Source organism: Neptunicella plasticusilytica (assembly GCF_047922965.1).
GTDB lineage: Bacteria > Pseudomonadota > Gammaproteobacteria > Enterobacterales > Alteromonadaceae > Neptunicella > Neptunicella plasticusilytica.
In genome coordinates this window covers 3,811,370-3,834,455 of record NZ_CP150481.1, presented here as the reverse complement: position 1 = coordinate 3,834,455, position 23,086 = coordinate 3,811,370, and the positions used below count along the sequence as shown (strand labels likewise).

The 23,086-nt window shown below is 47.1% G+C and carries 32 protein-coding genes; 10 read left to right on the top strand and 22 right to left on the bottom strand.

All coding sequences use genetic code 11. From position 1 onward, the window contains the following. The 12 genes from V1467_RS17225 to V1467_RS17170 form a co-directional block, all read right to left on the bottom strand. Nucleotides 1–801, bottom strand: a complete 801-nt coding sequence (locus V1467_RS17225) for a hypothetical protein (protein ID WP_416306208.1) — start codon at nt 799–801, stop codon at nt 1–3. Between the two features lie 261 nt (nt 802–1,062). Continuing rightward, complete coding sequence (locus tag V1467_RS17220; protein WP_416306207.1) at nt 1,063–1,395, bottom strand: hypothetical protein; 333 nt, start codon at nt 1,393–1,395, stop codon at nt 1,063–1,065. Between the two features lie 11 nt (nt 1,396–1,406). After that, complete coding sequence (locus tag V1467_RS17215; RefSeq protein WP_416306206.1) at nt 1,407–2,195, bottom strand: major capsid protein P2; 789 nt, start codon at nt 2,193–2,195, stop codon at nt 1,407–1,409. A 219-nt stretch (nt 2,196–2,414) separates the two neighbouring features. Then, nucleotides 2,415–3,050 carry a helicase HerA domain-containing protein gene (locus tag V1467_RS17210; protein ID WP_416306205.1) on the bottom strand — a complete coding sequence of 212 codons (636 nt, stop codon included), beginning with the start codon at nt 3,048–3,050 and terminating at the stop codon, nt 2,415–2,417. A 31-nt stretch (nt 3,051–3,081) separates the two neighbouring features. Next, nucleotides 3,082–3,570, bottom strand: coding sequence for a hypothetical protein (locus tag V1467_RS17205; RefSeq protein ID WP_416306204.1), 489 nt, complete (start codon nt 3,568–3,570; stop codon nt 3,082–3,084). Beyond that, nucleotides 3,560–3,943, bottom strand: a complete 384-nt coding sequence (locus tag V1467_RS17200; RefSeq protein WP_416306203.1) for a hypothetical protein — start codon at nt 3,941–3,943, stop codon at nt 3,560–3,562. Before V1467_RS17200 ends, V1467_RS17205 begins: the two co-directional genes overlap by 11 nt. Beyond that, nucleotides 3,936–4,097, bottom strand: a complete 162-nt coding sequence (locus tag V1467_RS17195) for a hypothetical protein (RefSeq protein ID WP_416306202.1) — start codon at nt 4,095–4,097, stop codon at nt 3,936–3,938. Before V1467_RS17195 ends, V1467_RS17200 begins: the two co-directional genes overlap by 8 nt. Beyond that, complete coding sequence (locus tag V1467_RS17190) at nt 4,090–4,290, bottom strand: hypothetical protein (RefSeq protein WP_416306201.1); 201 nt, start codon at nt 4,288–4,290, stop codon at nt 4,090–4,092. Before V1467_RS17190 ends, V1467_RS17195 begins: the two co-directional genes overlap by 8 nt. 61 nt (nt 4,291–4,351) lie before the next feature. Beyond that, nucleotides 4,352–4,561 (bottom strand): hypothetical protein, encoded by a 210-nt coding sequence (locus V1467_RS17185; RefSeq protein WP_416306200.1) that lies wholly within the window; start codon nt 4,559–4,561, stop codon nt 4,352–4,354. Between the two features lie 581 nt (nt 4,562–5,142). Next, on the bottom strand, nt 5,143–5,994 hold the full coding sequence (gene repA / locus V1467_RS17180) for a plasmid replication initiator RepA (protein ID WP_416306199.1): 852 nt from the start codon (nt 5,992–5,994) through the stop codon (nt 5,143–5,145). 91 nt (nt 5,995–6,085) lie between these two features. Further along, nucleotides 6,086–6,283, bottom strand: a complete 198-nt coding sequence (locus tag V1467_RS17175) for a hypothetical protein (RefSeq protein ID WP_416306198.1) — start codon at nt 6,281–6,283, stop codon at nt 6,086–6,088. Beyond that, nucleotides 6,280–6,519, bottom strand: coding sequence for a hypothetical protein (locus tag V1467_RS17170; protein ID WP_416306197.1), 240 nt, complete (start codon nt 6,517–6,519; stop codon nt 6,280–6,282). Before V1467_RS17170 ends, V1467_RS17175 begins: the two co-directional genes overlap by 4 nt. Before the next feature lie 209 nt (nt 6,520–6,728). On the opposite strand from V1467_RS17170, the gene V1467_RS17165 reads away from it, so the two are divergent. From V1467_RS17165 to V1467_RS17130, 8 genes are all read left to right on the top strand, one after another. After that, nucleotides 6,729–6,977, top strand: a complete 249-nt coding sequence (locus tag V1467_RS17165; protein ID WP_416306196.1) for a helix-turn-helix domain-containing protein — start codon at nt 6,729–6,731, stop codon at nt 6,975–6,977. Between the two features lie 329 nt (nt 6,978–7,306). Further along, complete coding sequence (gene rplM, locus V1467_RS17160; protein WP_416306195.1) at nt 7,307–7,735, top strand: 50S ribosomal protein L13; 429 nt, start codon at nt 7,307–7,309, stop codon at nt 7,733–7,735. Between the two features lie 10 nt (nt 7,736–7,745). Continuing rightward, a complete protein-coding gene (rpsI, locus tag V1467_RS17155) occupies nt 7,746–8,138 on the top strand; it encodes a 30S ribosomal protein S9 (protein WP_416308721.1) in 393 nt (130 codons plus the stop codon). 457 nt (nt 8,139–8,595) lie between these two features. Then, nucleotides 8,596–9,189, top strand: a complete 594-nt coding sequence (petA, locus tag V1467_RS17150) for a ubiquinol-cytochrome c reductase iron-sulfur subunit (RefSeq protein ID WP_416306194.1) — start codon at nt 8,596–8,598, stop codon at nt 9,187–9,189. Nucleotide 9,190: 1 nt separating this feature from the next. Next, nucleotides 9,191–10,459: a cytochrome b gene (locus tag V1467_RS17145; protein WP_416306193.1), complete on the top strand. Its 1,269-nt coding sequence runs from the start codon at nt 9,191–9,193 to the stop codon at nt 10,457–10,459. After that, the gene (locus V1467_RS17140) at nt 10,456–11,193 is read left to right on the top strand and encodes a cytochrome c1 (RefSeq protein WP_416306192.1); all 738 of its coding nucleotides are present in this window, start codon (nt 10,456–10,458) and stop codon (nt 11,191–11,193) included. The genes V1467_RS17145 and V1467_RS17140 overlap by 4 nt, the downstream gene beginning before the upstream one ends. A gap of 109 nt (nt 11,194–11,302) precedes the next feature. Further along, the gene (gene sspA, locus V1467_RS17135) at nt 11,303–11,935 is read left to right on the top strand and encodes a stringent starvation protein SspA (protein ID WP_416306191.1); all 633 of its coding nucleotides are present in this window, start codon (nt 11,303–11,305) and stop codon (nt 11,933–11,935) included. Between the two features lie 8 nt (nt 11,936–11,943). Continuing rightward, on the top strand, nt 11,944–12,339 hold the full coding sequence (locus V1467_RS17130; RefSeq protein WP_416306190.1) for a ClpXP protease specificity-enhancing factor: 396 nt from the start codon (nt 11,944–11,946) through the stop codon (nt 12,337–12,339). Between the two features lie 54 nt (nt 12,340–12,393). Here the strand turns inward: V1467_RS17130 and V1467_RS17125 are convergent, their stop codons facing one another. The 4 genes from V1467_RS17125 to V1467_RS17110 are packed head-to-tail and all read right to left on the bottom strand — an operon-like array spanning nt 12,394 to nt 15,705. Further along, nucleotides 12,394–12,957, bottom strand: a complete 564-nt coding sequence (locus V1467_RS17125) for a BON domain-containing protein (RefSeq protein WP_416306189.1) — start codon at nt 12,955–12,957, stop codon at nt 12,394–12,396. Between the two features lies 1 nt (nt 12,958). After that, a complete protein-coding gene (locus tag V1467_RS17120) occupies nt 12,959–13,552 on the bottom strand; it encodes a phosphoheptose isomerase (protein ID WP_416306188.1) in 594 nt (197 codons plus the stop codon). Nucleotides 13,553–13,559: 7 nt separating this feature from the next. Then, nucleotides 13,560–13,919, bottom strand: coding sequence for a YraN family protein (locus V1467_RS17115; RefSeq protein WP_416306187.1), 360 nt, complete (start codon nt 13,917–13,919; stop codon nt 13,560–13,562). After that, complete coding sequence (locus V1467_RS17110) at nt 13,906–15,705, bottom strand: penicillin-binding protein activator (protein WP_416306186.1); 1,800 nt, start codon at nt 15,703–15,705, stop codon at nt 13,906–13,908. The genes V1467_RS17115 and V1467_RS17110 overlap by 14 nt, the downstream gene beginning before the upstream one ends. A gap of 79 nt (nt 15,706–15,784) precedes the next feature. Here V1467_RS17110 and rsmI point away from each other — a divergent pair, with 79 nt between their 5' ends. Further along, nucleotides 15,785–16,621 (top strand): 16S rRNA (cytidine(1402)-2'-O)-methyltransferase, encoded by an 837-nt coding sequence (gene rsmI / locus V1467_RS17105; protein ID WP_416306185.1) that lies wholly within the window; start codon nt 15,785–15,787, stop codon nt 16,619–16,621. Beyond that, on the top strand, nt 16,621–17,595 hold the full coding sequence (locus V1467_RS17100; protein WP_416306184.1) for an FAD:protein FMN transferase: 975 nt from the start codon (nt 16,621–16,623) through the stop codon (nt 17,593–17,595). The genes rsmI and V1467_RS17100 overlap by 1 nt, the downstream gene beginning before the upstream one ends. Nucleotides 17,596–17,620: 25 nt before the next feature. Here the strand turns inward: V1467_RS17100 and V1467_RS17095 are convergent, their stop codons facing one another. From V1467_RS17095 to V1467_RS17070, 6 genes are all read right to left on the bottom strand, one after another. Further along, nucleotides 17,621–18,190, bottom strand: coding sequence for a hypothetical protein (locus V1467_RS17095; RefSeq protein WP_416306183.1), 570 nt, complete (start codon nt 18,188–18,190; stop codon nt 17,621–17,623). A 69-nt stretch (nt 18,191–18,259) separates the two neighbouring features. After that, nucleotides 18,260–19,702 carry an alkaline phosphatase PhoX gene (locus V1467_RS17090; RefSeq protein ID WP_416306182.1) on the bottom strand — a complete coding sequence of 481 codons (1,443 nt, stop codon included), beginning with the start codon at nt 19,700–19,702 and terminating at the stop codon, nt 18,260–18,262. Nucleotides 19,703–20,181: 479 nt separating this feature from the next. Then, the gene (tatC, locus tag V1467_RS17085; RefSeq protein WP_416306181.1) at nt 20,182–20,967 is read right to left on the bottom strand and encodes a twin-arginine translocase subunit TatC; all 786 of its coding nucleotides are present in this window, start codon (nt 20,965–20,967) and stop codon (nt 20,182–20,184) included. Next, a complete protein-coding gene (locus V1467_RS17080; protein WP_416306180.1) occupies nt 20,967–21,350 on the bottom strand; it encodes a Sec-independent protein translocase subunit TatA/TatB in 384 nt (127 codons plus the stop codon). Before V1467_RS17080 ends, tatC begins: the two co-directional genes overlap by 1 nt. 41 nt (nt 21,351–21,391) lie before the next feature. Next, nucleotides 21,392–21,607, bottom strand: a complete 216-nt coding sequence (gene tatA, locus V1467_RS17075) for a twin-arginine translocase TatA/TatE family subunit (RefSeq protein ID WP_416306179.1) — start codon at nt 21,605–21,607, stop codon at nt 21,392–21,394. 137 nt (nt 21,608–21,744) lie between these two features. After that, entirely contained in the window at nt 21,745–23,085 is a 1,341-nt protein-coding gene (locus tag V1467_RS17070; protein WP_416306178.1) for an MATE family efflux transporter, read from the bottom strand. Between the last annotated feature and the right edge of the window lies 1 nt (nt 23,086).

Genomic DNA, 23,086 nt, shown 5'->3' with positions numbered 1-23,086 from the left:
TTAACCCTTAAAAACCATTGCAACGCCAAATACCGTCAGACCCAGCATTAAATATTTAACCATGCTGGTACTGGCTTCGGCGGCGTCATCCATGCTGATAGAACTGGCAACATCCAGAGCATTATCCAGCCCTTGTTCTTGCAACATTGCCATTTCTTTTAGTGCGTCAGAAACCGACTGATTACCATCTTGCAATGCCTGGGCAAGATAGGCGTTCTGGTTATCTGCAAAAATAAACGCTGACTGCGTTGTGTCTGCCATCAAGCCGCCAAAATCAGACGCCAGTGATTTTAAATCCGCACCGAATTGCTCCGCCAAACCGGTATTACTGTCTAGTGCATCACGCCCAAAATTCAGGGCATTTTCAGCAATAAAGCTATTCATCTGATTGGCTTCGCCAAGCGCGCTGGCTAACGTATTGTTTTGGTCTGCGCTGTTCATCAATGACAATTCGACAACCGACTGATTGCCTAAAACCGCATTGTCTACGCTATCCAATCCCCGCTCGATATTGTCATTCAACGATTCGGTAACAAGCTGCATCCCGTAAGCGCCCATATCAGCGCTGTACTGCGCTACACGCTCGGCGGCATCAATCGCCCCGTAATCGGTTTGTTGTATCGAGATATTGCCGTCATTGCTCTTACCGCTAACGTTGATGGATATCGGGTTAGCGTTATAGCGGGAACCGGCAGCATTAGCCTGATCAACATTGTTGATATAATTGCGAGCATCGGTGCTGGTATTGCCGGAATCAGCTTTACCGCCAGAGCCGAAGAAACCGCCTCCTAAAAAGCCCATTATTTCCCCTTTTTAAGCAACAAAAACGCTATGATGACGGCACCACCAATAAGCCAGCGCGAATCTACACCATTCGTCACTGTCTTATTGAGGCCGCCAAATTGATTGGCAAAATCGAGAGAGGCCGACGTCTGGTCGCTAGTGCTTGACTGCAACGTATATCCGCCCATTACTCCCCCTGATTTCGGTTACGCCACTTATCCAGCGCCACACCAGCTAATACTGATGCGGCTACTGTGGTGAAAAACATTTTCCAATTCATCACAGCACCTTTTTAAAAATGACAAGACCAAGTGCAATCCCGCCGCCGATCATCAGCATGGTTTTTGTGTCCAAGCTATAACCAGCGATTTGTGTTGCCGTTTGAACTTGACCGGTGGATTGATTCGGTACCGCGCCAACGTTATACGGTTTTTCAACCGCATTATTTACCGCTGCCTGACTGGCTCCGGTGTTCTCGGCTTTCTTTTCCTCTATACGGTACTGGGCGTAAGAACCCAGTAAACCGGAAAAGGAATCGAATGCCTGACTCGCGACATTGCCCCAGTTAAAACTAGAGTCAGTGCCGTTAAATGCAGTAACTGCATCAGTCATTTTGTACCCCCTTAAATGCCTTTAAAGCCTGTCAGGTACTCGACAACCACATCAAACGCGCCTGACGTGTCCAGCGTTGGCCGGAATGTCAAATGCTGCACACCTTCGATAATCAAACCGGTAGCCGGATTACCTTCGGTCACAAAATCCACTGTGGTAGCTTTTGCGGTCATTGGTACACGGTCATAATCGGCCTGTACTTTTTCGCCTAACGATTTGGAAAGCTCGTACACCTTCACGCTGTCGGCTTCAACATCAACCTTGCTGATGTCGTCTTTGAAAAAGTGCACGGCAGCAAGTCGGCCTTCTTTCGGGATATTGTCAATATCCTTCAATCCTGCTGTTGCAGAGCTGGCCGGAAAGCTCTTGATTTTGGTAATCATTCCCAGTGGTGAATTCAGCGACTTAACAGCGGTGGCAGTAAGAACAGGGGCAGCGGCGGCGTTATCAATCTTCATTTTGATTGCAAACGTTGCTACGTCCATTGTTCCCAGTGCAGTTAAGCGGCGCATGTCGATGTTGTCGAACTCAGGACGGATAAACCAGAAATCCAGTACCCCCGCCGTTGCGTTACGCTCTTTGTAAAAGCTGTTCAGGTCGTGCAGTCGCTGACCGTCCGCTATTTGCCAGATAGGCTTACCATTGACCAAAACTTCAATGTTTTGAATCTGCGACAGGGTAACGCCTGCATATTCCACCATGATCCGGTCATAGGTAACGCCAACCGGAATTTCCAGCGTAGCGATACCGCCAGCTGATACATTGGAGAAACTAGGTAGTAAGTTAAATTTGCGACTCATAGAACCCCCGATTAACCAGTGATTCGACGAATAGCGGTAACTTTATTGCGTGCAATGTGAAAAACCGCAACGCCCAGCGTCACGACTAATACTTGCTTTAAACTAATGCCTTTCATATTTTTTCCTGTGTTGGTTACTGATTGCATTCGCCGCCAGTTTCCAAATGCACAGGCATAAAAAAGCCCCTTGTTTTCGGGGCTTCGTATATGTGCAAATTCGTTAATTTATTTTCTTGTAAATGTCATTTTTGAGGTTGCCGCCGTATAAATGTCGTCCTCGTTTGTGATATTCGAGAAAGTCCAATTCATCCAGCGCCCCGATCTCCGATGCCGGAATATCCATTTCACTAGCTACGGTTTTTCTGTCCGTATCGTTGCCGAGCAAACCGGTTCGGATCATGGTTGCCTGGGTAAATATGACTTTATCCGCATTAGCAGGGCGTTGAGTGGTCGCAAAAATGCGAATATTGCGCTTTCTAGCTCCACGACGAACAACACGCCCCCATGCTGGCGGGGCAAAACTCGGCTTGGTTACGTCCGCCAGCTCCTCGGCAATTAACGTGCAGTTAGTCCATGTAAAAGCCACATCACAGACAAATTCAAAGGCTTTTTGACCTTCGGCCACTAGCCTGATGCGTAAATCTGACGTTTTAGCCGCCTTGACGCGTTCTAACAGGTCAGTTGCATTGTAAACGGTGACCATTCCGGCTATATCGCCGTATTCGTCGTCAGGGTCGAATATCAATATCCGCTTATCTCCGGCGACCTCTTTTTTTACGTAGCTACTTTTTCCGGCTCCGGTCGAGCCAATGACATAACGAATATCAGCCTTTCGGCTGGTGTCTATTCTTTGCATTTTTAATACTCCGGCGCTTTACAGCGTTGGTTTAATCTAATGTGATTTTGACGGGGTCAACCGGCTTATCATTGACGGGGAGCTTTTCCCGTTCCGGCTTTGCCTGCTCTACTTTCTTTTTCTCAAGTCGTTTAGCCTCTTTTTCTGTCCGCGGCTTACCCATTCTTGGCCCGATAACCATTGCTGTACTGGCAACAGCCCCAACAACAACGGCAACACGAGGATCAACATTAACCGAAGGAAAGAACGTATCAACGACCGCGCCCCAGCTTTGCGCCAGTGCATCCGACTCTTCTTGTTCAACCTCCCACTTAGGACAAAGCAGGGCAAAACCAGAGGACAGCAACGGACTGAGCAAATCAGCCGTTGCGAACTCGACTGGTTCGCCCTCTACGCTGGTCGAAACTGTAGCGCCTTTGTCGTATGCAGCTGCTTGAGATTCGAGCGTTAACCATTCGTTTTGCTCGTTCTCTATTCCTTCGGGCTGTTCGGCTTCCGGTTGTTCAGATTCAAACATCATCCGCGCCACCCTCCCAAAGTTTTTTCAAAAATCCGGACTTTTCGTTTACGGGTTCATGTTCCGAAGCTTCGGGTTTTATCTTCGGGGCTTCGGGGGCTGGTTTCGGAATTTCCGGAGATTTTGCCCCGTTTACGTATACGGGTTTCGGGGCGCGGCTGTCGTGGTCATATTCCAGCTTGATGTTATCCGGTGGCCGATTCGGCTCCGGCCACTTTTCCGTGTTGCACTCCATCCAATCTTGTCCAGCCTTGCAGCTTGGCGTAATCATTCCGGCAGCGCTGACAAAGTACAACTTGTCTTTCTTGTTCATACGAACAACGGCCAGATTCCCAGTGAACGGGCATTTAACATGCCCTAAGTTGTCATTACTCAAGGTCGTAGTCCTCCCGTTCCTCGCCCCAGCTCGCCGAATCCCATCCCTGAAACCAGTATTTTCGACGCCAGCCGGACTTATACGGATTCAAACGACGAAAAACACCGGTTTCAAAGTCTTTTCTGCCTTGCTCAATGGCTTTTTTCTTATTCATTGAGCAACCCCACGACCAGCATATTTAAAACAGATTGCTTTGTTGCCGCTTCCTTGATGATCGGAATGGCCGCAATAGGCATAACCCGCTTGGCTCTGGCTTGTAAGTCCTGAATTTCACCCGCCAGCCTTCGCGCATCAGCGATTTGCTCACGCCGTGTTAACGGCTCGTTGATATCTTGCTTTTTACTCACGTAAACACCCCTGACGCTTCACAGCGTTAGTTAAATGGATTGATTGAAAGGATTGTATTGATTAGCTAAAAAGTGCTGCCAGCTTGCCTTTGGCTCGATGTGCGCGACTCGCTTCAGCCATTGCGCTAAGTTCGTGACTTTTGTACATGTTCGCTTTATCTCTGGCTATCTCAGCCTTTGATTGTTCGCGTTCGATGATTTGGTCAAGCTCATTGGTGAACTGGTCAGATAAAGCCTGTACAGACTTTGGAGGTAGTAGTTTTTTGAACATTGATTTTCCTTTGTCGCTTCACAGCGGTTAGGTTAATAGTCACGGGCGTTTCACAACGTGCCGTTGTTTGTTCCCTGTGATTACTTATACAGCAAATGAATAATTATTCAACCATCTATCAGTAATTGCATAAATATGCAGTGTAGCCCTGAATATTCAAGCCTTCCCCCTTCATGCTAAACCAGAGCGAAGCGACCAGACCCGCTTTAATCCAGTGACTACGGTACAGAAGTGATGACAGGCGCTTAGGTTTTGGAAACCTTCGCCCGTACCGCAGGTACGAAGTGGCGAGGCACTTTATACACCGCTCGCGGTGAGACAGCAGGTTATAAAATGGGATTTTTCATTTTCTGATTTCAAAAGCGGCCACGTCTTTTGTTTTATGCGAAGCCGACAACCTTGCACTATCTCCATCATATTGCAGTGTTTAATCTTTACCGCTTGCAGCATATTGTTAGTAAGTGTTGTTTTGGATCCAGTTACTCACAGATTTTGTGGATAACTTTTTGGAATTGATTAAGGTTTGAGCAGTAAAAACAAGGGGCGTAACGTGAAAAACCCCGCTAATGCAGGGTTGTTACTTAGTGGCTAGTCGGTGGACTATATGCACGATTGAGTATTGAGCGTTTCTCATGCTCTACCAAGCGGCTGTAGTGGGCGTCAGACATATCGTTCAATTCTTCCTGACAATGGGCTGCATTAACGATTTTCTGGGCTGTCTGATGCAATTCTGCGTTGCTCATGGCCGATACTCTGCGCTTAATGCGTAAATCCCGTCTGAACTCTTGGCGTTCCTTCCTGAGTTCTCGTTGCTTGCGTCTGGCTAACTCTGGCAACGATTCAAAGGTCAGGGCATTATCATTGCCATACTTCTTGTTTAAGTTCAGGTAGCCTATACGCTGTCTCTTGGCGTTTTCCAGCTCTTTATCGGTGATCCCCAGTGCAGCATAAAACCTATCTGTTAATTTGATTAACGAGGGTAAATAAGTACCGGTAGTGGGGTCTGTGATATGTTCAATTTCAATCAGGCCGTAAGCTTGCATCATTGCAATAGCGCGACTCATGCGGCTGATTGATTTCTTTTTCTTACCGCCTTTTTCGACCTTCTTACCGTTTTTATATTCGGCCTGTCCGGTGGTGGTGATGTTCAACTGGTCGCTAAGTGTTGTAATACAGGACGCCGGTAAATAACCGGTTAATAAGTCGTGCAGGGACAGCATTGCTGGCATTAATTGATTGAGTACAACACGACGATAGAAATTGATTCTCTCTTGATGACCGCGCTGTTTCACGATCACATCTGACATGGTGATGTCGAATTTTTTGGCTCGGCCATACCACTTTTTAATCGCCGGTAGCATGTTGCCGGAGTCAATATTTTTAGCGACTTTAGCCGCTGGCTTGAATTCTGGAGTACGTGGCGCTGCTCTCATAGATTATGAGACACCACAGAAAAAAATACGGCCAGCAAATAACAGGCAATGACGATATTTTGTCTTAACTGGTAATTGTGGCCGCCAAGTTTCATGAAATGAGATTACTCAGCTTGGAACGTAACGTTTTAATGTCCTGCAATTCTGCAACAAATTCATCAACTACCGGATTGCTGCCCGAATTGGTAAATGTCTGAATCAGACCTTGCAGGTTTTTTGCCTGTACGCTCAGGCCAGACACAACGTATTCAATCTGTTTTGGTGTAAGTGATACGTCGATGCGGCTCATAGTTGCCCCGTTTCGATGCGTCTAACAGTTTCGTTAACCGATTCGGTCAAATATGCGAATGCATAACCGGAAAGCTGTGAAGCTGGGATTTCGTCATTTAGATAAGCATTGGCGGCTTTTGTTTTTGCCGCTTCAAGCTCAGACAGCAATAGCTTTGATATTGGGCTTTGTGGTGCAGTAGTCATTTTTGATTCATCCCCTGTTAATTTTTTCCCTGTAAGAATTGGCGGCATCATCGGCCGAATCAGCCACCACAGGGAACGTTAAAACCTCGGGCTAATGGCTGTATCGCGGTGAGTGCGAACTACAACGGCCAACAACATAGCCCTAAGGTGTGGGTAACGTTAAATGCAAATTAAACGTAGATCAACGAGGTTTTAACGTATTGAAATGACTTAACGGTTGGACTATATTCAACAGGCGAACTACAAAACGGCTGACATTTATGACTTTTCAAGATGTACTAAACGCAGTAACTGCGGAGCTTTCTGACTATGCCGCAGCTAAAAAACTAGGTATTTCTCGCCATTCTTTCAGTCAATATCGAAATGGCAAAAATATACCTAGAGAAGAAATACTAGATAAAATGGCTGAAATGAGCGGTTTAGATCCTACTCACGTATACCTTGCCGCCTATGCTGAAAAGCTACATAATCCAATGGTTGCAGAGCGATTCCGAACGCTCGCAGCGTAAACAAAAAGCCCGTTATTTTTACGGGCTTTTTTGTGCGTGATCATAAATTTAAAGATTTAAAACAGCATAAAATATCAACAATAAATAGCGGCGAAAGGCAGTAAAACCAAGCGTTACAACAAAAACCATATAGGGTAGGGGCTACAGCCAAATAAAAGGGCTGGATAAACCGCGCATAATCTGTATAATGCGCGCCCTGCCCAGTTACTGCCACTTTGGGAAAGTGGAACGGCTAAATGATTCGAAGGGATCAATATATTTAGTCTTAGCGGTTTGACTGTTGTGCAGTTAAACCAGAATGTAACTTTTTTATTTAAGGGTAACGATTGATGAAAACTTTTGTTGCTAAACCTGAAACGGTAACCCGTGAATGGTTTGTGGTAGATGCCGCAGAAAAAACATTAGGTCGTCTTGCGACGGAAATCGCACGTCGTCTGCGTGGTAAACATAAGCCAGAGTATACTCCTCATGTAGATACTGGCGATTATATTGTTGTGATCAACGCTGAGAAAGTGGTTGTTACGGGTAACAAAACCCAGGACAAAATGTACTACTCACACACTGGCTATCCAGGTGGTTTGAAAGAAGTTAACTTTGAAAAGTTACAAGCACACAAACCAGAGATGATCATTGAGAAAGCGGTAAAAGGCATGTTACCTAAAGGTCCTTTGGGTCGTGCTATGTTCCGTAAAATGAAAGTCTACGCGGGCACCGAGCATAAGCATGCTGCTCAACAGCCTCAAGTTTTGGATATTTAGGAGCTAGATGATGGCAGATAATCAATACTACGGTACCGGTCGCCGCAAAAGCTCTACTGCTCGCGTATTCTTGCGCCCAGGTAGTGGAAACATCACAATTAACCAGCGTTCAATTGACGTATTCTTCGGTCGCGAAACGGCCCGTATGATCGTTCGTCAGCCGCTGGAATTGGTTGAAATGACTGAAAAATTCGATTTGTATATCACTGTTAAAGGCGGTGGTATCGGTGGTCAAGCTGGCGCAATTCGCCACGGTATCACACGTGCACTGATGGAATTTGACGAAACACTTCGTCCAACACTGCGTAAAGCCGGGTTTGTAACTCGTGACTCTCGTCAGGTTGAACGTAAGAAAGTTGGCTTGCATAAAGCCCGTAAACGTCCTCAGTACTCAAAACGTTAAGTTTCGGTATTATCGAGAAATATCAAAAACCGGTCCCAGTGGCCGGTTTTTTTATGCCCCATCTACAAGGATCTGGCGACGGTTGGTCGGGACTTGAGTAAATCGCGATTTTTACCAATTAATTTAGGGTTTTATACATATTTCCTTGTGTTTTGAAGGGGTTTTCTTTTATCATTTTCGCGCTTTGTAACTAAATTATCGCTTTTGTCTGATTGAACAGAAGTCAATAGCCACTATTCAGTAGAGCTTTATCACTGTTAAGGTTGTCGCGAGTTGGCGTCAGATCATGTGGGATACCTGTTAGATATCGACATTGAGCTTTAAACGGGTCCAGCAGTGAATATGTCATCTGGGGTTTATTATGCTGTCAGGGTTGTTATCGACAAGCCAGACGCAGGCCACAAGTTGATACAAGCTGAGTAATAACAAATAAATCCAAAACTTGGAGATAGAGTGGATGAGCAATACGCCTGTAGATAACAGTCGGCGTCGCTTCCTGACCATTGCAACCTCAGTTGTCGGTGGCGTAGGAGTGGCGGGTGCCGCTGTGCCTTTTATTGCATCCTGGAATCCCAGCGCCAAGGCGAAAGCTGCCGGTGCGGATATAAAAGTGGATATCAGTAAAGTTGAACCGGGTCAGCTATTACGCGTTGAATGGCGTAGTAAACCAGTGTGGATTGTGCGCCGCACACCACAATTGTTGAAAGAGCTGGGGGAACACGATGATAAATTACGTGACCCGCATTCCGAAGAAAACCAGCAACCAGAGTTTGCCCGCAACGATTATCGCTCACTGAAAAAAGAATATCTGGTGTTGGTCGGTATCTGTACTCACCTGGGCTGTTCACCACAGCATAAGAAAGACGGTGAGTTTGAGGAAATGGTTGAAGGGGTAAAAGACGGCTTCTTCTGCCCTTGCCACGGTTCAAAATTTGATATGGCCGGACGAGTCTTTCAAGGCGTGCCTGCGCCGCTGAATCTGGTCGTTCCACCCTATTATTATATTGATGACAATACCTTGTTAATAGGGTCAGAAGAGGGAGCAGCATAATATGTGGCAAAATCTACTCGACTGGATTGAATACCGTATTCCGATGATGCGTGTGGCAAAAATGCACGCCATGGAATATCCAGCACCCAAGAATATGAATTTCTGGTACGTGTTCGGCTTCCTGGCCACTATCGTACTGATTAACCAGATTGTTACCGGTATCTGGTTGACCATGAACTTTGAGCCTTCTGCCGAACGTGCGTTTGCGTCGGTTGAATACATCATGCGTGAGGTCGATTACGGCTATATATTGCGTTATATGCACTCCACCGGCGCTTCAGCCTTTTTTATTGTGGTTTATCTGCATATGTTCCGCGGCATGATCTATGGCTCTTATCAGAAGCCTCGTGAGTTGTTGTGGCTGTTCGGTATGTTTATTTATCTGGCATTGATGGCCGAAGCCTTTATGGGCTACGTTTTACCCTGGGGACAGATGTCATACTGGGGAGCACAGGTAATTGTATCCCTATTCAGTGCTATTCCTGGCATCGGGCCGGATTTGGTGGTGTGGATCCAGGGTGACTATGTGATCTCCGGCGCCACCTTAAACCGCTTTTTTGCGCTACATGTTATTGCTTTACCACTAGTGATTGTTATTTTGGTGTTCTTGCACATTGTTGCTTTGCATGAAGTTGGTTCCAATAACCCGGATGGTGTTGAAGTCAAGCGTCCTAAAGGGTCGTTAAAAGAAGAAGAAAAAACCAAATTCAAAATGCATGAGTATTACACCAACAAATACGACATTATTGATGATGTTGTCCCTTTCTTTCCGCACATTGTGTTGAAAGACTTGGTCGCATTCTGTGTGTTCCTGCTGTTGTTCTGCTATGTCATGTTCTTTAATCCGGAAATGTTCGGTTACTTCCTTGAACATCCAAATTTTGAAATTGCCAACGGTTTGAAAACACCGGAGCATATTTTCCCGGTATGGTATTTCACACCTTTCTACGCCATCCTGAAGGCCGTTCCGAATAAACTGATGGGTGTTTGCGCCATGTTTCTGGCCATCATCTTCCTGTTTTTGTTGCCCTGGTGGGACAGGTCAAAAGTCAAGTCCTGGCGTTATCGCTCAGGTTTGCACAAGTGGAATCTGATTGTGTTTGCTGGCGTGTTTATCTTTCTCGGCTATTTAGGTGGGACACCACAAGAAAACTGGAAGATTACCGCGTCACAGATCCTGACAGTTATGTATTTCGGCTTCTTTATACTGATGTTTATTTACAGTAAGAACGAGACGACCAAACCACTGCCAGCGAGGATCTCTAAATGAAGAAGTTAATCATTCTATTGAGCTTGTTGCTGCCGACTTTGGCCATGGCGGCCGGTGGTCATAGCGTTCATCTGGATGAAGCCAATATCGACTTAACCGATAAAGCCTCATTGCAATCAGGTGCCCGTACTTTTATGAACTACTGTCTGGGTTGTCACCAGATGCAGTATCAACGCTATCAGCGTACTTTTGAGGACTTGGGCGTTCCGTTGGCACTAGGTCAGGAAAACCTGCAATTTACCGGTGAAAAAGTGGGTGATTATATCACCAACAATATGCACAAAAAGACCGCCGCTAAATGGTTTGGGGCGGCGCCACCGGATTTGACTCTGGTCGCACGCGTTAGGGGAGCTGACTGGTTGTACACCTATTTACGCTCTTTCTATGCTGACCCTTCACGCCCATGGGGAGTTAACAATCTGGTCTTCCCTGAAGTAGGTATGCCGCATGTATTGCAGGAACTGCAAGGTACACCAAGCAAAACCTATGAACAAAGAATGGTCGATGGTGAAATGGTTGACCGCTATGTGGGGATCAAAAGTGACGGCAAGGGTGAGCTAAGCCCTGACGAATATGATAAGGCGGTATTGGATCTGGTTAACTTCCTGACTTATATGGGCGAACCGGCCAGACTCGAAGCCGAAAGTATCGGTCGCTGGGTGATTGTGTTTATTTTAGTATTGTTTGTTTTTGTCTATTTGCTGAAGAAAGAATACTGGCGCGAAGTTCATTAATTCTGCAAAAAATCGTGTATAATGATCAATCAGTATGAAAAGGGGCACTAATGCCCCTTTTTTTGCCATCTATGACAAAGACAATTTTTAGGATTTTGGAGGAAGCTTAATGGCTGTAGCCACAAATAAACGTTCTATCATGACATTGTTTTCCGATGCGATAGATATTTATAGTCATCAAGTACGCATTGTATTGGCAGAAAAGGGCGTTGGGGTCGAGATTACGTTTGTCGAACCTAGCAATGTGCCTGAAGATTTAGTTGATTTAAACCCGTACGGAACAGTGCCTACGCTGGTTGATCGTGAGCTGGTGTTGTATCAGTCCCGCATTATTATGGAATACCTGGACGAGCGTTTTCCCCATCCTCCGTTGATGCCTGTTTACCCTGTTTCTCGCGGTCAAAGCCGTTTGATGATGCATCGTATCGAGCAGGACTGGTATTCACTGGCAGAGCAAATCCTCAAAGGCCAGGGTAATGTTGAAGTGGCACGTAACGAATTGCGTGAAGCGATTCTGAGCCTGGCACCGCTGTTCGCTGAAACGCCTTTCTTTATGAGTGAAGAATTCAGTCTGGTAGATTGTTATCTGGCTCCCTTATTGTGGCGCTTACCGGCCTTCGGTATTGAATTGTCCGGCAATGGTAGCAAGGAAGTTAAAAGCTACATGAAGCGTATTTTTGAACGCAGTTCCTTTGTCGCGTCATTGACCGATCAGGAACGTGAAATACATAACCCGTTATAGGTTTGGATATGACGTCTAACCGGCCTTACATGTTGCGTGCTTTCCATGAATGGATTCTGGATAACGATCTCACACCCTATATTGTTGTTGATGCTTTACAACCCGGGGTGGAAGTTCCCCAGGAACATGTGAAACAGGGACAGATTGTATTGAACATTTCTCCCAGCGCCTGTCAGCAACTTACAGTAGGTAACGTGGATATCAGTTTCCAGGCCCGTTTTGGTGGCGCAGCCAGGCAGTTGTTTGTGCCGGTCAAGGCGGTGTTAGCCATTTATGCCAAGGAAAACGGCGCAGGTACTATTTTTACCGACGAAGAAGAGTTGGCTGAAGATGAAGTGGAAAACACTGAAGCGCCAGCAACACCACCGGTAAAGGGCAAACCGCAGCTGAAAGTGGTTAAATAAGACAATAAAAAAGCGCGTTAAGCGCTTTTTTTTATACCCGTACCTGCCTACCTGCTAGTTTAAATACTCAAACGCTTTAACTACTCGCGCTACACCTCCAATATTACGGGCGATATCTACCGCAATATTGGCTTCGTTTTCGTTGACCAGACCCATTAAAAATACTTCCGAGTCTTCCACCACAATATCAATATGCAAGCCGTCTATGCGCTTATCGGCAATCAGATTGGTTTTGACTTTGGAGGCTAGCCACACGTCGTTGGCCCGAGTACCGGTAGAAGTCGGTGAGCCAATGCGGATTTGATTGTGTAGCTTGCGAATGTGCTGAACATTTTTGGCCGCTTGTTCCGCCTGATTACGCAGATCGTCATTGGGAGTCTGTCCCACCAGAATGGCGATGCCATTGAACACATTCACGCTAACGTGGGCAAATTCGTCGAGGTTCTTGTTTTCGCTGAGGTTATTGGAAATTCTGGCGGTTAAGGTCTTGTCATCAATCTGGGTGCCGATAGTACGACGATCATGAGCTGAGGCGGCGACACCCACGCCCCCGGCGACGATAACCGCAGCGCAGCCCTGCAAGGCTAATACTGATAACACCAATGCTAAACGAATCATGCTATTCCTCACTATGATCTGGAAATAAACTGTTATCTATACTCTCACATAGAATATGAATGACCAATAAATGCACTTCCTGAATTCGGGCTGTCCGGTTAGATGGCACCCGCATTTCAATATCATTGGGGCCTAACAACCCGGCCATTTCTCCACCGTCTTTACCGGTTAAGGCAATGATGGTCATATCCCGGCTCAATGCCGCTTCCATCGCGGTGATTACATTGCGCGAATTACCGCTAGTGGAAATGGCTAATAGAATATCACCAGATTGGCCTAACGCACGTACCTGTTTGGAGTAAATTTCGTCATAGCTATAATCGTTGGCAATAGAAGTTAAGGTTGAGGTATCTGCTGTTAACGCGATAGCGGGTAAACTCGGGCGCTCCCGTTCATATCGGTTGAGTAATTCTGAAGAGAAACGCTGAGCATCGGTAGCGGAGCCGCCATTGCCGCAACTTAGTATCTTGTTACCGCTGATGAGGGCGTGAACGATCATTTGTGCGGCATAGGCGATGGATTCGGCCATGGTTTCGGTGGCGGCAATTTTAGTCTGGATACTTTCGGTAAAATTGGCCTTAATCTGCTCGATCATCAGGTTGTTATACTCCTTTAAACCATTCAATCTCGCTGCCCTGTATCGCCAATAAGTCGATACGGTAAGCGGTTATGGATGGATTTAATTTGTGTTCATGTAAATAATGCGCAACTGCAGATTCAAATTTTCTGCGTTTATGTGAATGAAAGTACTCTGCGGCACCTCCATGGCTGGACTGGCTACGATATTTCACTTCGACAAACACCAGTTGCTCAGCGTCGGTCATGATCAAATCAATCTCGCCACGGCGACAATGGTAGTTGCTTTGCCTAAGCTTCAGTCCATGCTCCTGCAGATAACGGCAAGCGAGTTGTTCGGCTTGCTGACCTATCAGAGTAGATAAGCGTTGTTTAATCCAGTTCAATTTTTATAACCTGCTCCTGTTCGACCTTGCCCAGAGCGAACTCCTGATGCAGCACATCATGACTGTCCAGTGATATTTGTCCGGTCAATCCGGAGACTCTCAATTCTGGCAGAATAGCCATATGCTTCAGGTGCGGAATAAGGGTATAGGCATCGTAACCCATAGCAAATAGCCGTTGCAGGCTACCTTGATGGTTGGGCCACAAAGTATCAAAACTATGTTTCAGCTCTTGCCAGGGATGTTGGGGTAGCATCCAGGGCATATCAATAAAGGTCAAATTACGCAGGTCTCGTAGCGAGTTATTACTCATCACCTGGTTATAACTGCGGGATGAACCGAACACCGGGATCATATCGGAAAATGGACTAATACTGGCTTCGATAATGGGCACCAACAGTTCGGTTTCTTCGGCATTGGCAAAAATAACGATGGCGTCGATATCCTGCCTGTTACGATAGAACGAATAAACTTCCTTCGCGTAAAGACGTTCAATTTGACTGATGCGAGCCCGGCTTTGATTCACTTCGAGTAAATCGGCAATACCGGTACGCATGGATTTGCTCGATTCAAAGGTTACCGAATTAGGTGAAAAGCGGGTTTTTTCCAGCCATAGTTGGCTAAACGTACTGACCATGCGTTGCATACTGCTATTGCCTGAAGCAATCAATACCGGTTTTTTGAAACCCTGATCGAGCAAATGTTCGACCAGTTGCTGGGCCTCGTCTTCTGGCGCCAAGGCAAAAAAGTAGGTTTGAGATTGCGGCGGGATATTTGCTACGCGGTTCAACGCCAATACCGGCTTATCGGCCGGCAAGGTTGATAGCAAAGATTCAATTTTTTCTTTCTCCAGTGGGCCGACGATAAAATCGTATTGCTCGGCAATACTAACGCTATCCTGTGGTTGCATCAGATTGGAATCGATAAAGGTTAATTCCGGCTGGGCATTTTCATGTTCAAAATAGGCCGCCAGAATCCCCTGTTTGAGTGCCTCTCCCTGACTTTGCAAGCGGCCGGATAAAGGTAATAGAACGGCAATGCTTTGCGGTTGATATTTTACAGTATGTAATGCTATATCCAGATCTTTAGGCAGGTTCTGGTAGGCCGGATGGTTAGGGTAACGGGCTTGCCAGGTTTGCAATTCGAACGCCATACGATAGGCATCAGCGGAATGTTTACGGGTGATAATCGCCAACTGTAGCCAGGCCTGTAAATCATTGTTTTGCTGACTGGCCTGCTCCAGTTGTTTTAACGATAATTTTTTTAATAAAGGCCAGATATGTTCATTGGCCTGTGGGTTGGTACTGGCCACTTTTTGCCAGGCGATAGCAGCATCCAGCCAATGCAGTTGTTGTTCCAGCAACCTGGCGCGTAGCGTATAAAGACGTTGCTGCAAACCGTACTGACCGATAATATCATTTGCCAATTTTTGTGACTGCGGGACAAATCCCATATCCAGCAAACATTCGGCTTCAATCAGCTTGGCCTGGGAGATATCCATCGGCACAATCAGTTCAGGCCGCAAAATATCGATGACTTTGATACTTTTGTCACACTGCTGTTGCACTTGCCATATTTCGGCGGCGCGGAATAGCAGCAAGTTGCGTCTGTCCGGTTCGGCATCTTTGGCCAGGCGCAAAAATTTTTCAGCCGATTCGGTTGGCGCAGGATGTTCAATTTGCACTTCGCGGGGGCCGCTGATATCCGGAGCTTTTTTTTGTGGCACCGTACTACAGGCACATAATATCGTTACCGAACCTGTTACCAACCATTGCCAATTAAATTTCATGCGCCCTCATTAACTTACCTTTATGCTGTGCGGTAGTTTAGAATGGCTGGCAATTGAAAACAATTAAAGGTGTGTCACTTTGGAACATTCAGGCAAGTTATATATCGTCGCGACGCCGATTGGCAATCTCGCCGACATCACACACCGGGCGGTGGATATTCTGCAACAGGTCGACGTGATTGCCGCAGAAGATACCCGTCATAGCCAAAAGTTGCTGCAGCACTATCAAATTGATACGCGTCTTATTTCTTTGCATGATCATAATGAGTCCCAGCGTGCTCGCCAGTTGATTGAACGGATGCAAAAAGGACTGGATGTGGCCTTAATCAGTGATGCCGGCACGCCGCTGATCAGCGATCCCGGTTACGCATTGGTTAATCAGTGTCGCGCCGAAAACTTGGAGGTTATTCCCATACCGGGAGCCTGTGCCGCCATTACCGCAATGTGTGCCGCTGGATTGGCTACCGACAGATTCCGTTTCGAGGGCTTTTTACCGGTCAAGGAACAAGCCCGTCAGCAGGCGCTGGATTTGCTACAGGAAGAATCGGCGACCTGTGTATTTTATGAGTCGCCCCGGCGTATTGTGGATACCATTAGATGGGTTGGCAAAGTTTTGGGCGACGAGCGCCAACTGGTGTTAGCCAAAGAATTGACCAAAACCTTTGAAACCTTTAGGACCGGCACGGCCAGCCAGATAGAGGCGTGGCTGACAGAAGATGCTGTCCATCAAAAGGGTGAGTTTGTGTTACTGATTTCGGGTTACCAACGCGATACCGGCAATATTCCTGCTGCAGCGATTAATTTGTTGAAGAGTTTAATGCAGGAATTACCGCTTAAAAAAGCGGCTGCGCTTGTCGCCAGTCACTATGAATTAAAGAAAAACGATCTATACAAACTGGGACTGGAAATATCCTGATGCGTGGCTTGTTAGTTGGGCTTATCTGCTTATCGCCATTGATGCTCAGGGCGGAATGGTTTAAGCAGACCGAAGGCATTATGGGGACTAATATCCAGGTCGAGATCTGGGCGGATAGTGCGGAGCTTGGCAAACAGGCCGTACAAAGCGTTATGGACGAAATGCGCCGTATTGACGAGCTTATGAGTCCGTATAAAGCATCCAGTGAATTATCCTTGATTAATCGTCAGGCTGGCTTGCATCCAATCAAGATTTCGGCAGAAATGTTCGAGGTGATCGAAACCGCCCAAAATGTGTCTGATCGCACTGACGGAGCGTTTGACATAACCTTTGCCAGTGTCGGCTTTTTGTATGATTATCGGCAACATAGCAAACCGGATGAACAACAGATCGAACAGTTACTGGATGCGATTAATTTCCACCATATCCGATTGGACAAACAGCAACTCAGCATTCACTTCAATCATCCTGACGTCAAAATCGATTTGGGCGGGATTGCCAAAGGTTATGCAGTGGACAACGCCCTTGAAAAGCTGCGCGCGCTGGGGATTGAGCATGCGCTGGTGACTGCGGGTGGGGACACCGGACTGTTAGGCGATAGAAGAGGCAAACCCTGGATTGTCGGGATCCGTGACCCGCGTCATCGCGATCGCGAAGCTGTGGTGTTGCCGCTAGAAAATATGGCTTTGTCCACCTCCGGTGATTACGAACGCTATTTTGAACAGGATGGTGAGCGTTATCATCACATCTTGTCGCCCAAAAGTGGCAAGTCGAGCCATGAGGTGCAGAGCGTATCGATATTGGGAGCGCAAAGTATTCTTACTGATGGATTGTCTACCGCAGTATTTGTGCTGGGAGTTAAAGCAGGAATTGAGTTGCTCAATCGCATTCCCGGTTATGAAGGCATTATTATGGATAATCAGCGCAAATTGCATTATTCAGCCGGGTTGGCGAGTCAGTCAATAAAAGGGTAATTCAGTTGAATTACCCCTAAATCTGTCAGCTAATCCGCTTACGTTGTAGCATTAAACCCGCCACACCTACTAGCATCAACAATGCCATTTCAGGCTCAGGCACATCGGCAACCGCCTGGCTGGATATATTCAGCAAATATTGGTATTCACCAAACATATCGAACCCCAGATCGTTACCGCCCAATGCCAGCGTATAGGTGCCTGCTGTTAGCATAATATCAGATAGACTGTTACCGGATAGCGGTGTAAAAGGATCGCTTCCGGCAACATAGTCCAATGTTTCGCCAAATAAGCCGTCGAAGCTGGCATAGTTGGAAAAGTTGTACTCAGGATCAGTCAATATCTCCCCCGCGTACAGGCTGACACCGAACACGATATCGGATGTAACCAGCACCGACATTTTTATGTCCTGTGCCAGTGAAAATGTCCAAAAGTCCACTTCCCCTGCACCTGAATTATTCGAGGCCCAGCCATTATCGCTGAGCACCGAGCCGTTGTAGTCACCATCGCCAGACAAGGTCATCAAGTCGGCCTGACTCTGGCTGCTTAATGTCAGCAATAGGGTTAAAGCTGCCAATTTTATAAGCGTTTTCATTTGTTATGCTCCTTTATGATCAAATTGAAGGGAGCTAACAGCGCTCCCGATTATTTGCAATGCCGTAGATTAAAGTGCGCCGTTTTCCCATGGACCGGTGATAGCAAAAGTCACGCCGGGTGTCTGGATATTGACGAACAGCCAGCGATCGTGGAAACAGGCACCAGCCCATTCACTGCTGCTGAAACTGCGGCGGTTGGAACCATCTGTTGAATTACCAACACTGGTCAGGAAGTTGGCTTGAGTGCCGGGATAGATGGCATCGATGGTGGCCAAATCACCTTGATCAAGCGCGATGCGGTTTTCAGCAAAATGGAAAGTATTACCATCCAGCGTCAGGCCAACCAAACGTTTGGGATTGGAGCCCCCGTCTTCGCACATCAGGATATTGCCACGCGGACTAACGGCAATATTGTCCGGGCCGTCTACCTGATCACGGCTTTGTGACTCGAACACTATTGTCAGTGTTTCTTTGCGCGGGTCGTAACAGAAGATCTGACCAAGGTTAGCTGCACCGCCTGAGGTGGAAACAAAAAAGATTTTACCATCGTCATACCAGCAGCCTTCACCCCGCTCAATAATGGCGGCGTCTGATGCCTGAGCGAAACAGGACTGGTTGAAGGCATCCGGATCGGGCACTTCTTGCCAGCTTACGTCCCAGACGCTCCCTTCCACCAAACCACCACGCAGATCAATGCGAGCTGTGTTGTCCAGTACCATGGCGTACAAACTTCCGCCTGATTTCAAATCACCCCAGACACCGTCAGGCACAAACTTGTAAAAACCCGACTGGCCGGTATCTTCTGTCTCGTATACGTAGCCTGTGGCCGGATCGACTGCCGCCGCTTCGTGAGAGAATCGGCCCATTTCACGAATAGGCTGGCCATCCGATATACCAAAACCGGGCACTTCAAATATGTAGCCGTGATAGAAACCCTGAGCATTTTGATAGGTTTCTTCGCAAGACATCCAGCTTCCCCATGGGGTTAGACCACCACAACAGTTTCGAATGGTACCGCCCAGGCTGTTATAAGAGGACAGAAACTTTCCCTGCACGACGTCGAATAACACATTGCTGGTACCACCACGTTGGGCGGGGTTATATACACCGCGCCCTCCACGGGGAGCGGAGGTATGTCCTCCACCGCTTTGTTCATGATTGCGCACCAGACAAATAACGCTGCCTTTGGACGCGACGGGCGCCATACCATCATGCGCGCCAGGAGTGGGTTGTCCATCGGCCTGCATTGAACCTGTCCAGCCGAAAGAGGTGTATTCAAATCCCTCAGGCAGAGCGAGTAATTCTAAACCTGTGGCTTTGTCGGCAACCGGCATTAGTGGACCGTAAGAGTCGCTATAGGGCAAGTTGGCCGCGGCGGCACGGTTCGACATTGCTGCGAATGCACTTCCTGCTGCTACCATTGAGCCGCCTTTAATAAAATCACGACGATTAACGAGAGGTTGAGGATCCTGAGCATTGGCTTGATCAGGGAGAGTGATATTACTGGTCATTTGGATTCCTTATTATTCAGTTGTTTGCGTGTTTTGGGGCCCATTCGCAAACTACATGAATGACCACGACCCGGCATGCTCAGAGTAAAAAGGCTGTGTGACAGTTGTCAGTAATTTGCCTGACAGTTTTGAAAAGCTTCAATGACAACGGCTTTACATTTTGGTGACAAGTAAATATTTAAGCTGAATTCAGGCTAATTAACCCCAACTCGGGATAAGAAATGTCGTTTATATTTACAAAGGGTAAATAATTCAGATAGTTATATTATTCACTCAACCATTGCTGAATAAATAGTTTACTCAATGACGACATTTTTGTGCTTGGCAAGGCGGGATTTCGTACGTCATAGCGGGCTATGACTAGAAAGCCCAACGCTGCCAGGTGCAAAAAGAGCGTTATTGAGAGGCGTGGCTTATCCCGAGCTGGGGTTTATTAACCCCAACTCGGGATAAGAAATGTCGTTTATATTTACAAGTGGTTAATTATTGGTCGACGCCGGGTCCCGGGTTGTTGCATTGTGTTGGGTCCACAGGATCAGCAAAATAGACAGTTCGTACAGGGCAACGACGGGAAGCCCCAAGGCGATTTGCGAGATAAGATCGGGGGGCGTCATCACCGCCGCCACCAAAAATATAGCCACAATGGCATGGCGTCGATACTCGCGCAAACTCTCCACTGTAACCAACCCCGCTTTGGCCAGGACCAGCAGTAGTATTGGCAACTCAAAACTCAGTCCAAAGGCGATAATCAGTTTTATTACCAGTCCCAGGTATTCACTTACCTTGGCCTCCAGTTCAACACTGATGGCATCTTGCCCTCCCGGCGCCTCAAAGCTGATAAAAAACTCCCAGGCGAGTGGCATCACCACATAAAACGCCAGTGCTGAACCGGTAACAAACAGAATGGGGGTGAGGACAAATAACGGCGATAAGCGACGTTGTTCATGCTTATAAAGTCCCGGTGCGATGAAACGCCAAACCTGGATTAATATAAGTGGCAAGGTAAAAAATAGCGCGCTGAAAAATGCCAGTTTAAGATAGGTAAAAAAGGCTTCGTGTAAACCGGTATAGATCATCCTTCTACCACTATCCGGCCCAAATATCTGCAATAACGGCTGTTGCAAAAAGTGGTAAATGTCAGTGGCAAACAAATAGGATAGACCAAACATGATAGCAAAAAAGCTGAGACAATAGAGCAGTCGGCTGCGCAGTTCGAGCAAATGTTTAAGTAGCGGCGCCCTGGATAAATTCAGCTCATCTTCCATTATAACTGACTCTTATCCGTGGACGACGTTGGGGCTTGATGCTGAGCAGCCAAGGTAGCCTGCTGGCGGGCTAGATCAATGGCCTGATGGCGTTGTTGATGCTGTTCTGCGCTCATACTGCCGGGTAAGAAATCGGCGGGCAAATTACGTACTTCTTCCGGTAGCAATTCGCGCCACTGATCATCTTTACTGTTTTGACCCGAAGCGATATTCACTTCGCGTTCCAGTTGCTGCATGCTGCCGAGTATATCCTTATACATCTTGCGAGCTTTGGCCATCAACTGGCCGGCAGCTTTGAACAGTTTGGGAAGATCTTTGGGACCAATAACGATTAGTGCCAGCACCGCACAAAACACCAGTTCTATCCAGCTTAAATCAAACATCGTTGACTCCGGTTGAGGGACAGGTTTTCATCAATAGGGAATTATGACGTGCTGTGCTCGGGAGATTCCTTGTCGCCTTTTTTCTCAATCGAAGGTTGTGGGGATTGTTGCTGTGGCTCATCGACATCATTGATACCTTTCTTGAAACCTTTGATGCCTTCAGCCAGATCCGTCATCAACGCCGGTATTTTTCCGCGACCAAATAACAGTAAAAATAGCATTACGACCAAAACAATTTGCCAGATACTTAATCCCATTATTTTTCCCCTATATGTTGACCATTAGGGGAATAAGATTGCAGAGATTATATGTCGTTGTGATGACGGTAATATGAACGATTTTTAACCGGTCCGAATATCAGATGATAGCCGGACCGGTGAGGCATGGTGTAACGCTAGTCAAATTGCAGTCGTCGATACATTTGGCCCCTGAGCAGGTAAAGGCTCAACAAACTTTGCATTGTCACGGTGGCAATGGACAAATACCAGATTTGTTCAATATAGAAGTCGCCTTGACCGGATAACCAGATAGCCGGTAATGCGAAGGACAATAACCGGGTTGCACTGCTTAAAAGTGCAGGCCAGGTGTTGCCCAGCCCCTGAAACATACCCGAGCAGGTAAAAATTAACCCGGTGGGGATAAAGTTCCAGCAGATCAGACTCAGGAAGCCCGATGCAATAGTCAGAACAGCAATGTCATCCGAGAAACTCGATATCAATGCCGGTGCCTGCCACAGACAAATGGCTGTCAGTATAGCCATCACCAGACAACTGAGTAAGGCTGTCCATTTAAAGGTTTGTTCAACTCGGTTAGGGAGGCGGGCGCCAAAGTTTTGTCCGGCAACGGCCGGCGCCGAAAAAGCTAATGCCATTGCCGGCAGGAATAATGCCTGCATGACTCTGGAGCCTAGTCCAAATCCGGCCTGGGCACTGGCGCCGAACTGCTGAATAGTCCAGTAAATCACCGCCATATATAAAAACATCAGGAAAAACTCGGCACCGGCTGGAAAGCCGATTGACAGTAATCTTTTCCAGCTTGCCCAGTCCGGTCGCCACAATGACAAGTTAACCGAGACGTAATGTTCCAGACGGAAAAAGTACCACAGCAAAATGATCACACCAATAACCACCGCAATAGAACTGGCCATGCCGGCTCCGGCCACTCCTAGCGGATAACCGGTCCCCCAGCCTGCAATCAGTACTGGCGCCAGCAGGATATTAATCAGCACAGATAACATCTGGACCAGCATCACCGGTTTGACAATACCGGTACCACGCAACGCGGCAGCCATGGCCACAATGGAAAACTGCAGCGCCATATTAGGTAAAAACCAGTATAAATAAGTGGTGCCTGCCTCGACGATTTGCGCGTCGTTGGATAAGGTTTGCATGTAGTATTGGCCACAGCCGTAGCCCACAATCAGGGTCAAGATCGCTAAGCCACTGGCGAGTAAAATCGATTGATTAAAAATAAGGTTAGCGTCTTTTTTATCCTTCCTTCCCACAGCATGGGATACCAGAGTCGCGGTGCCCACGTTTAATATTTGGGTCAGGGCAATGATAATCAGATTGGCATTGCCGGCGGCACTAACGCCAGCCAGCGCTGTGTCACCAAGTTGCCCGACAAAATACAAATCGACCAAAAAATACAACGTCTGCACAAACAGGCCAATAGCGATAGGAATTGCCATATTAATCAGATGTCTGGGGATCGAACCTTGGGTTAAATCTTTCATC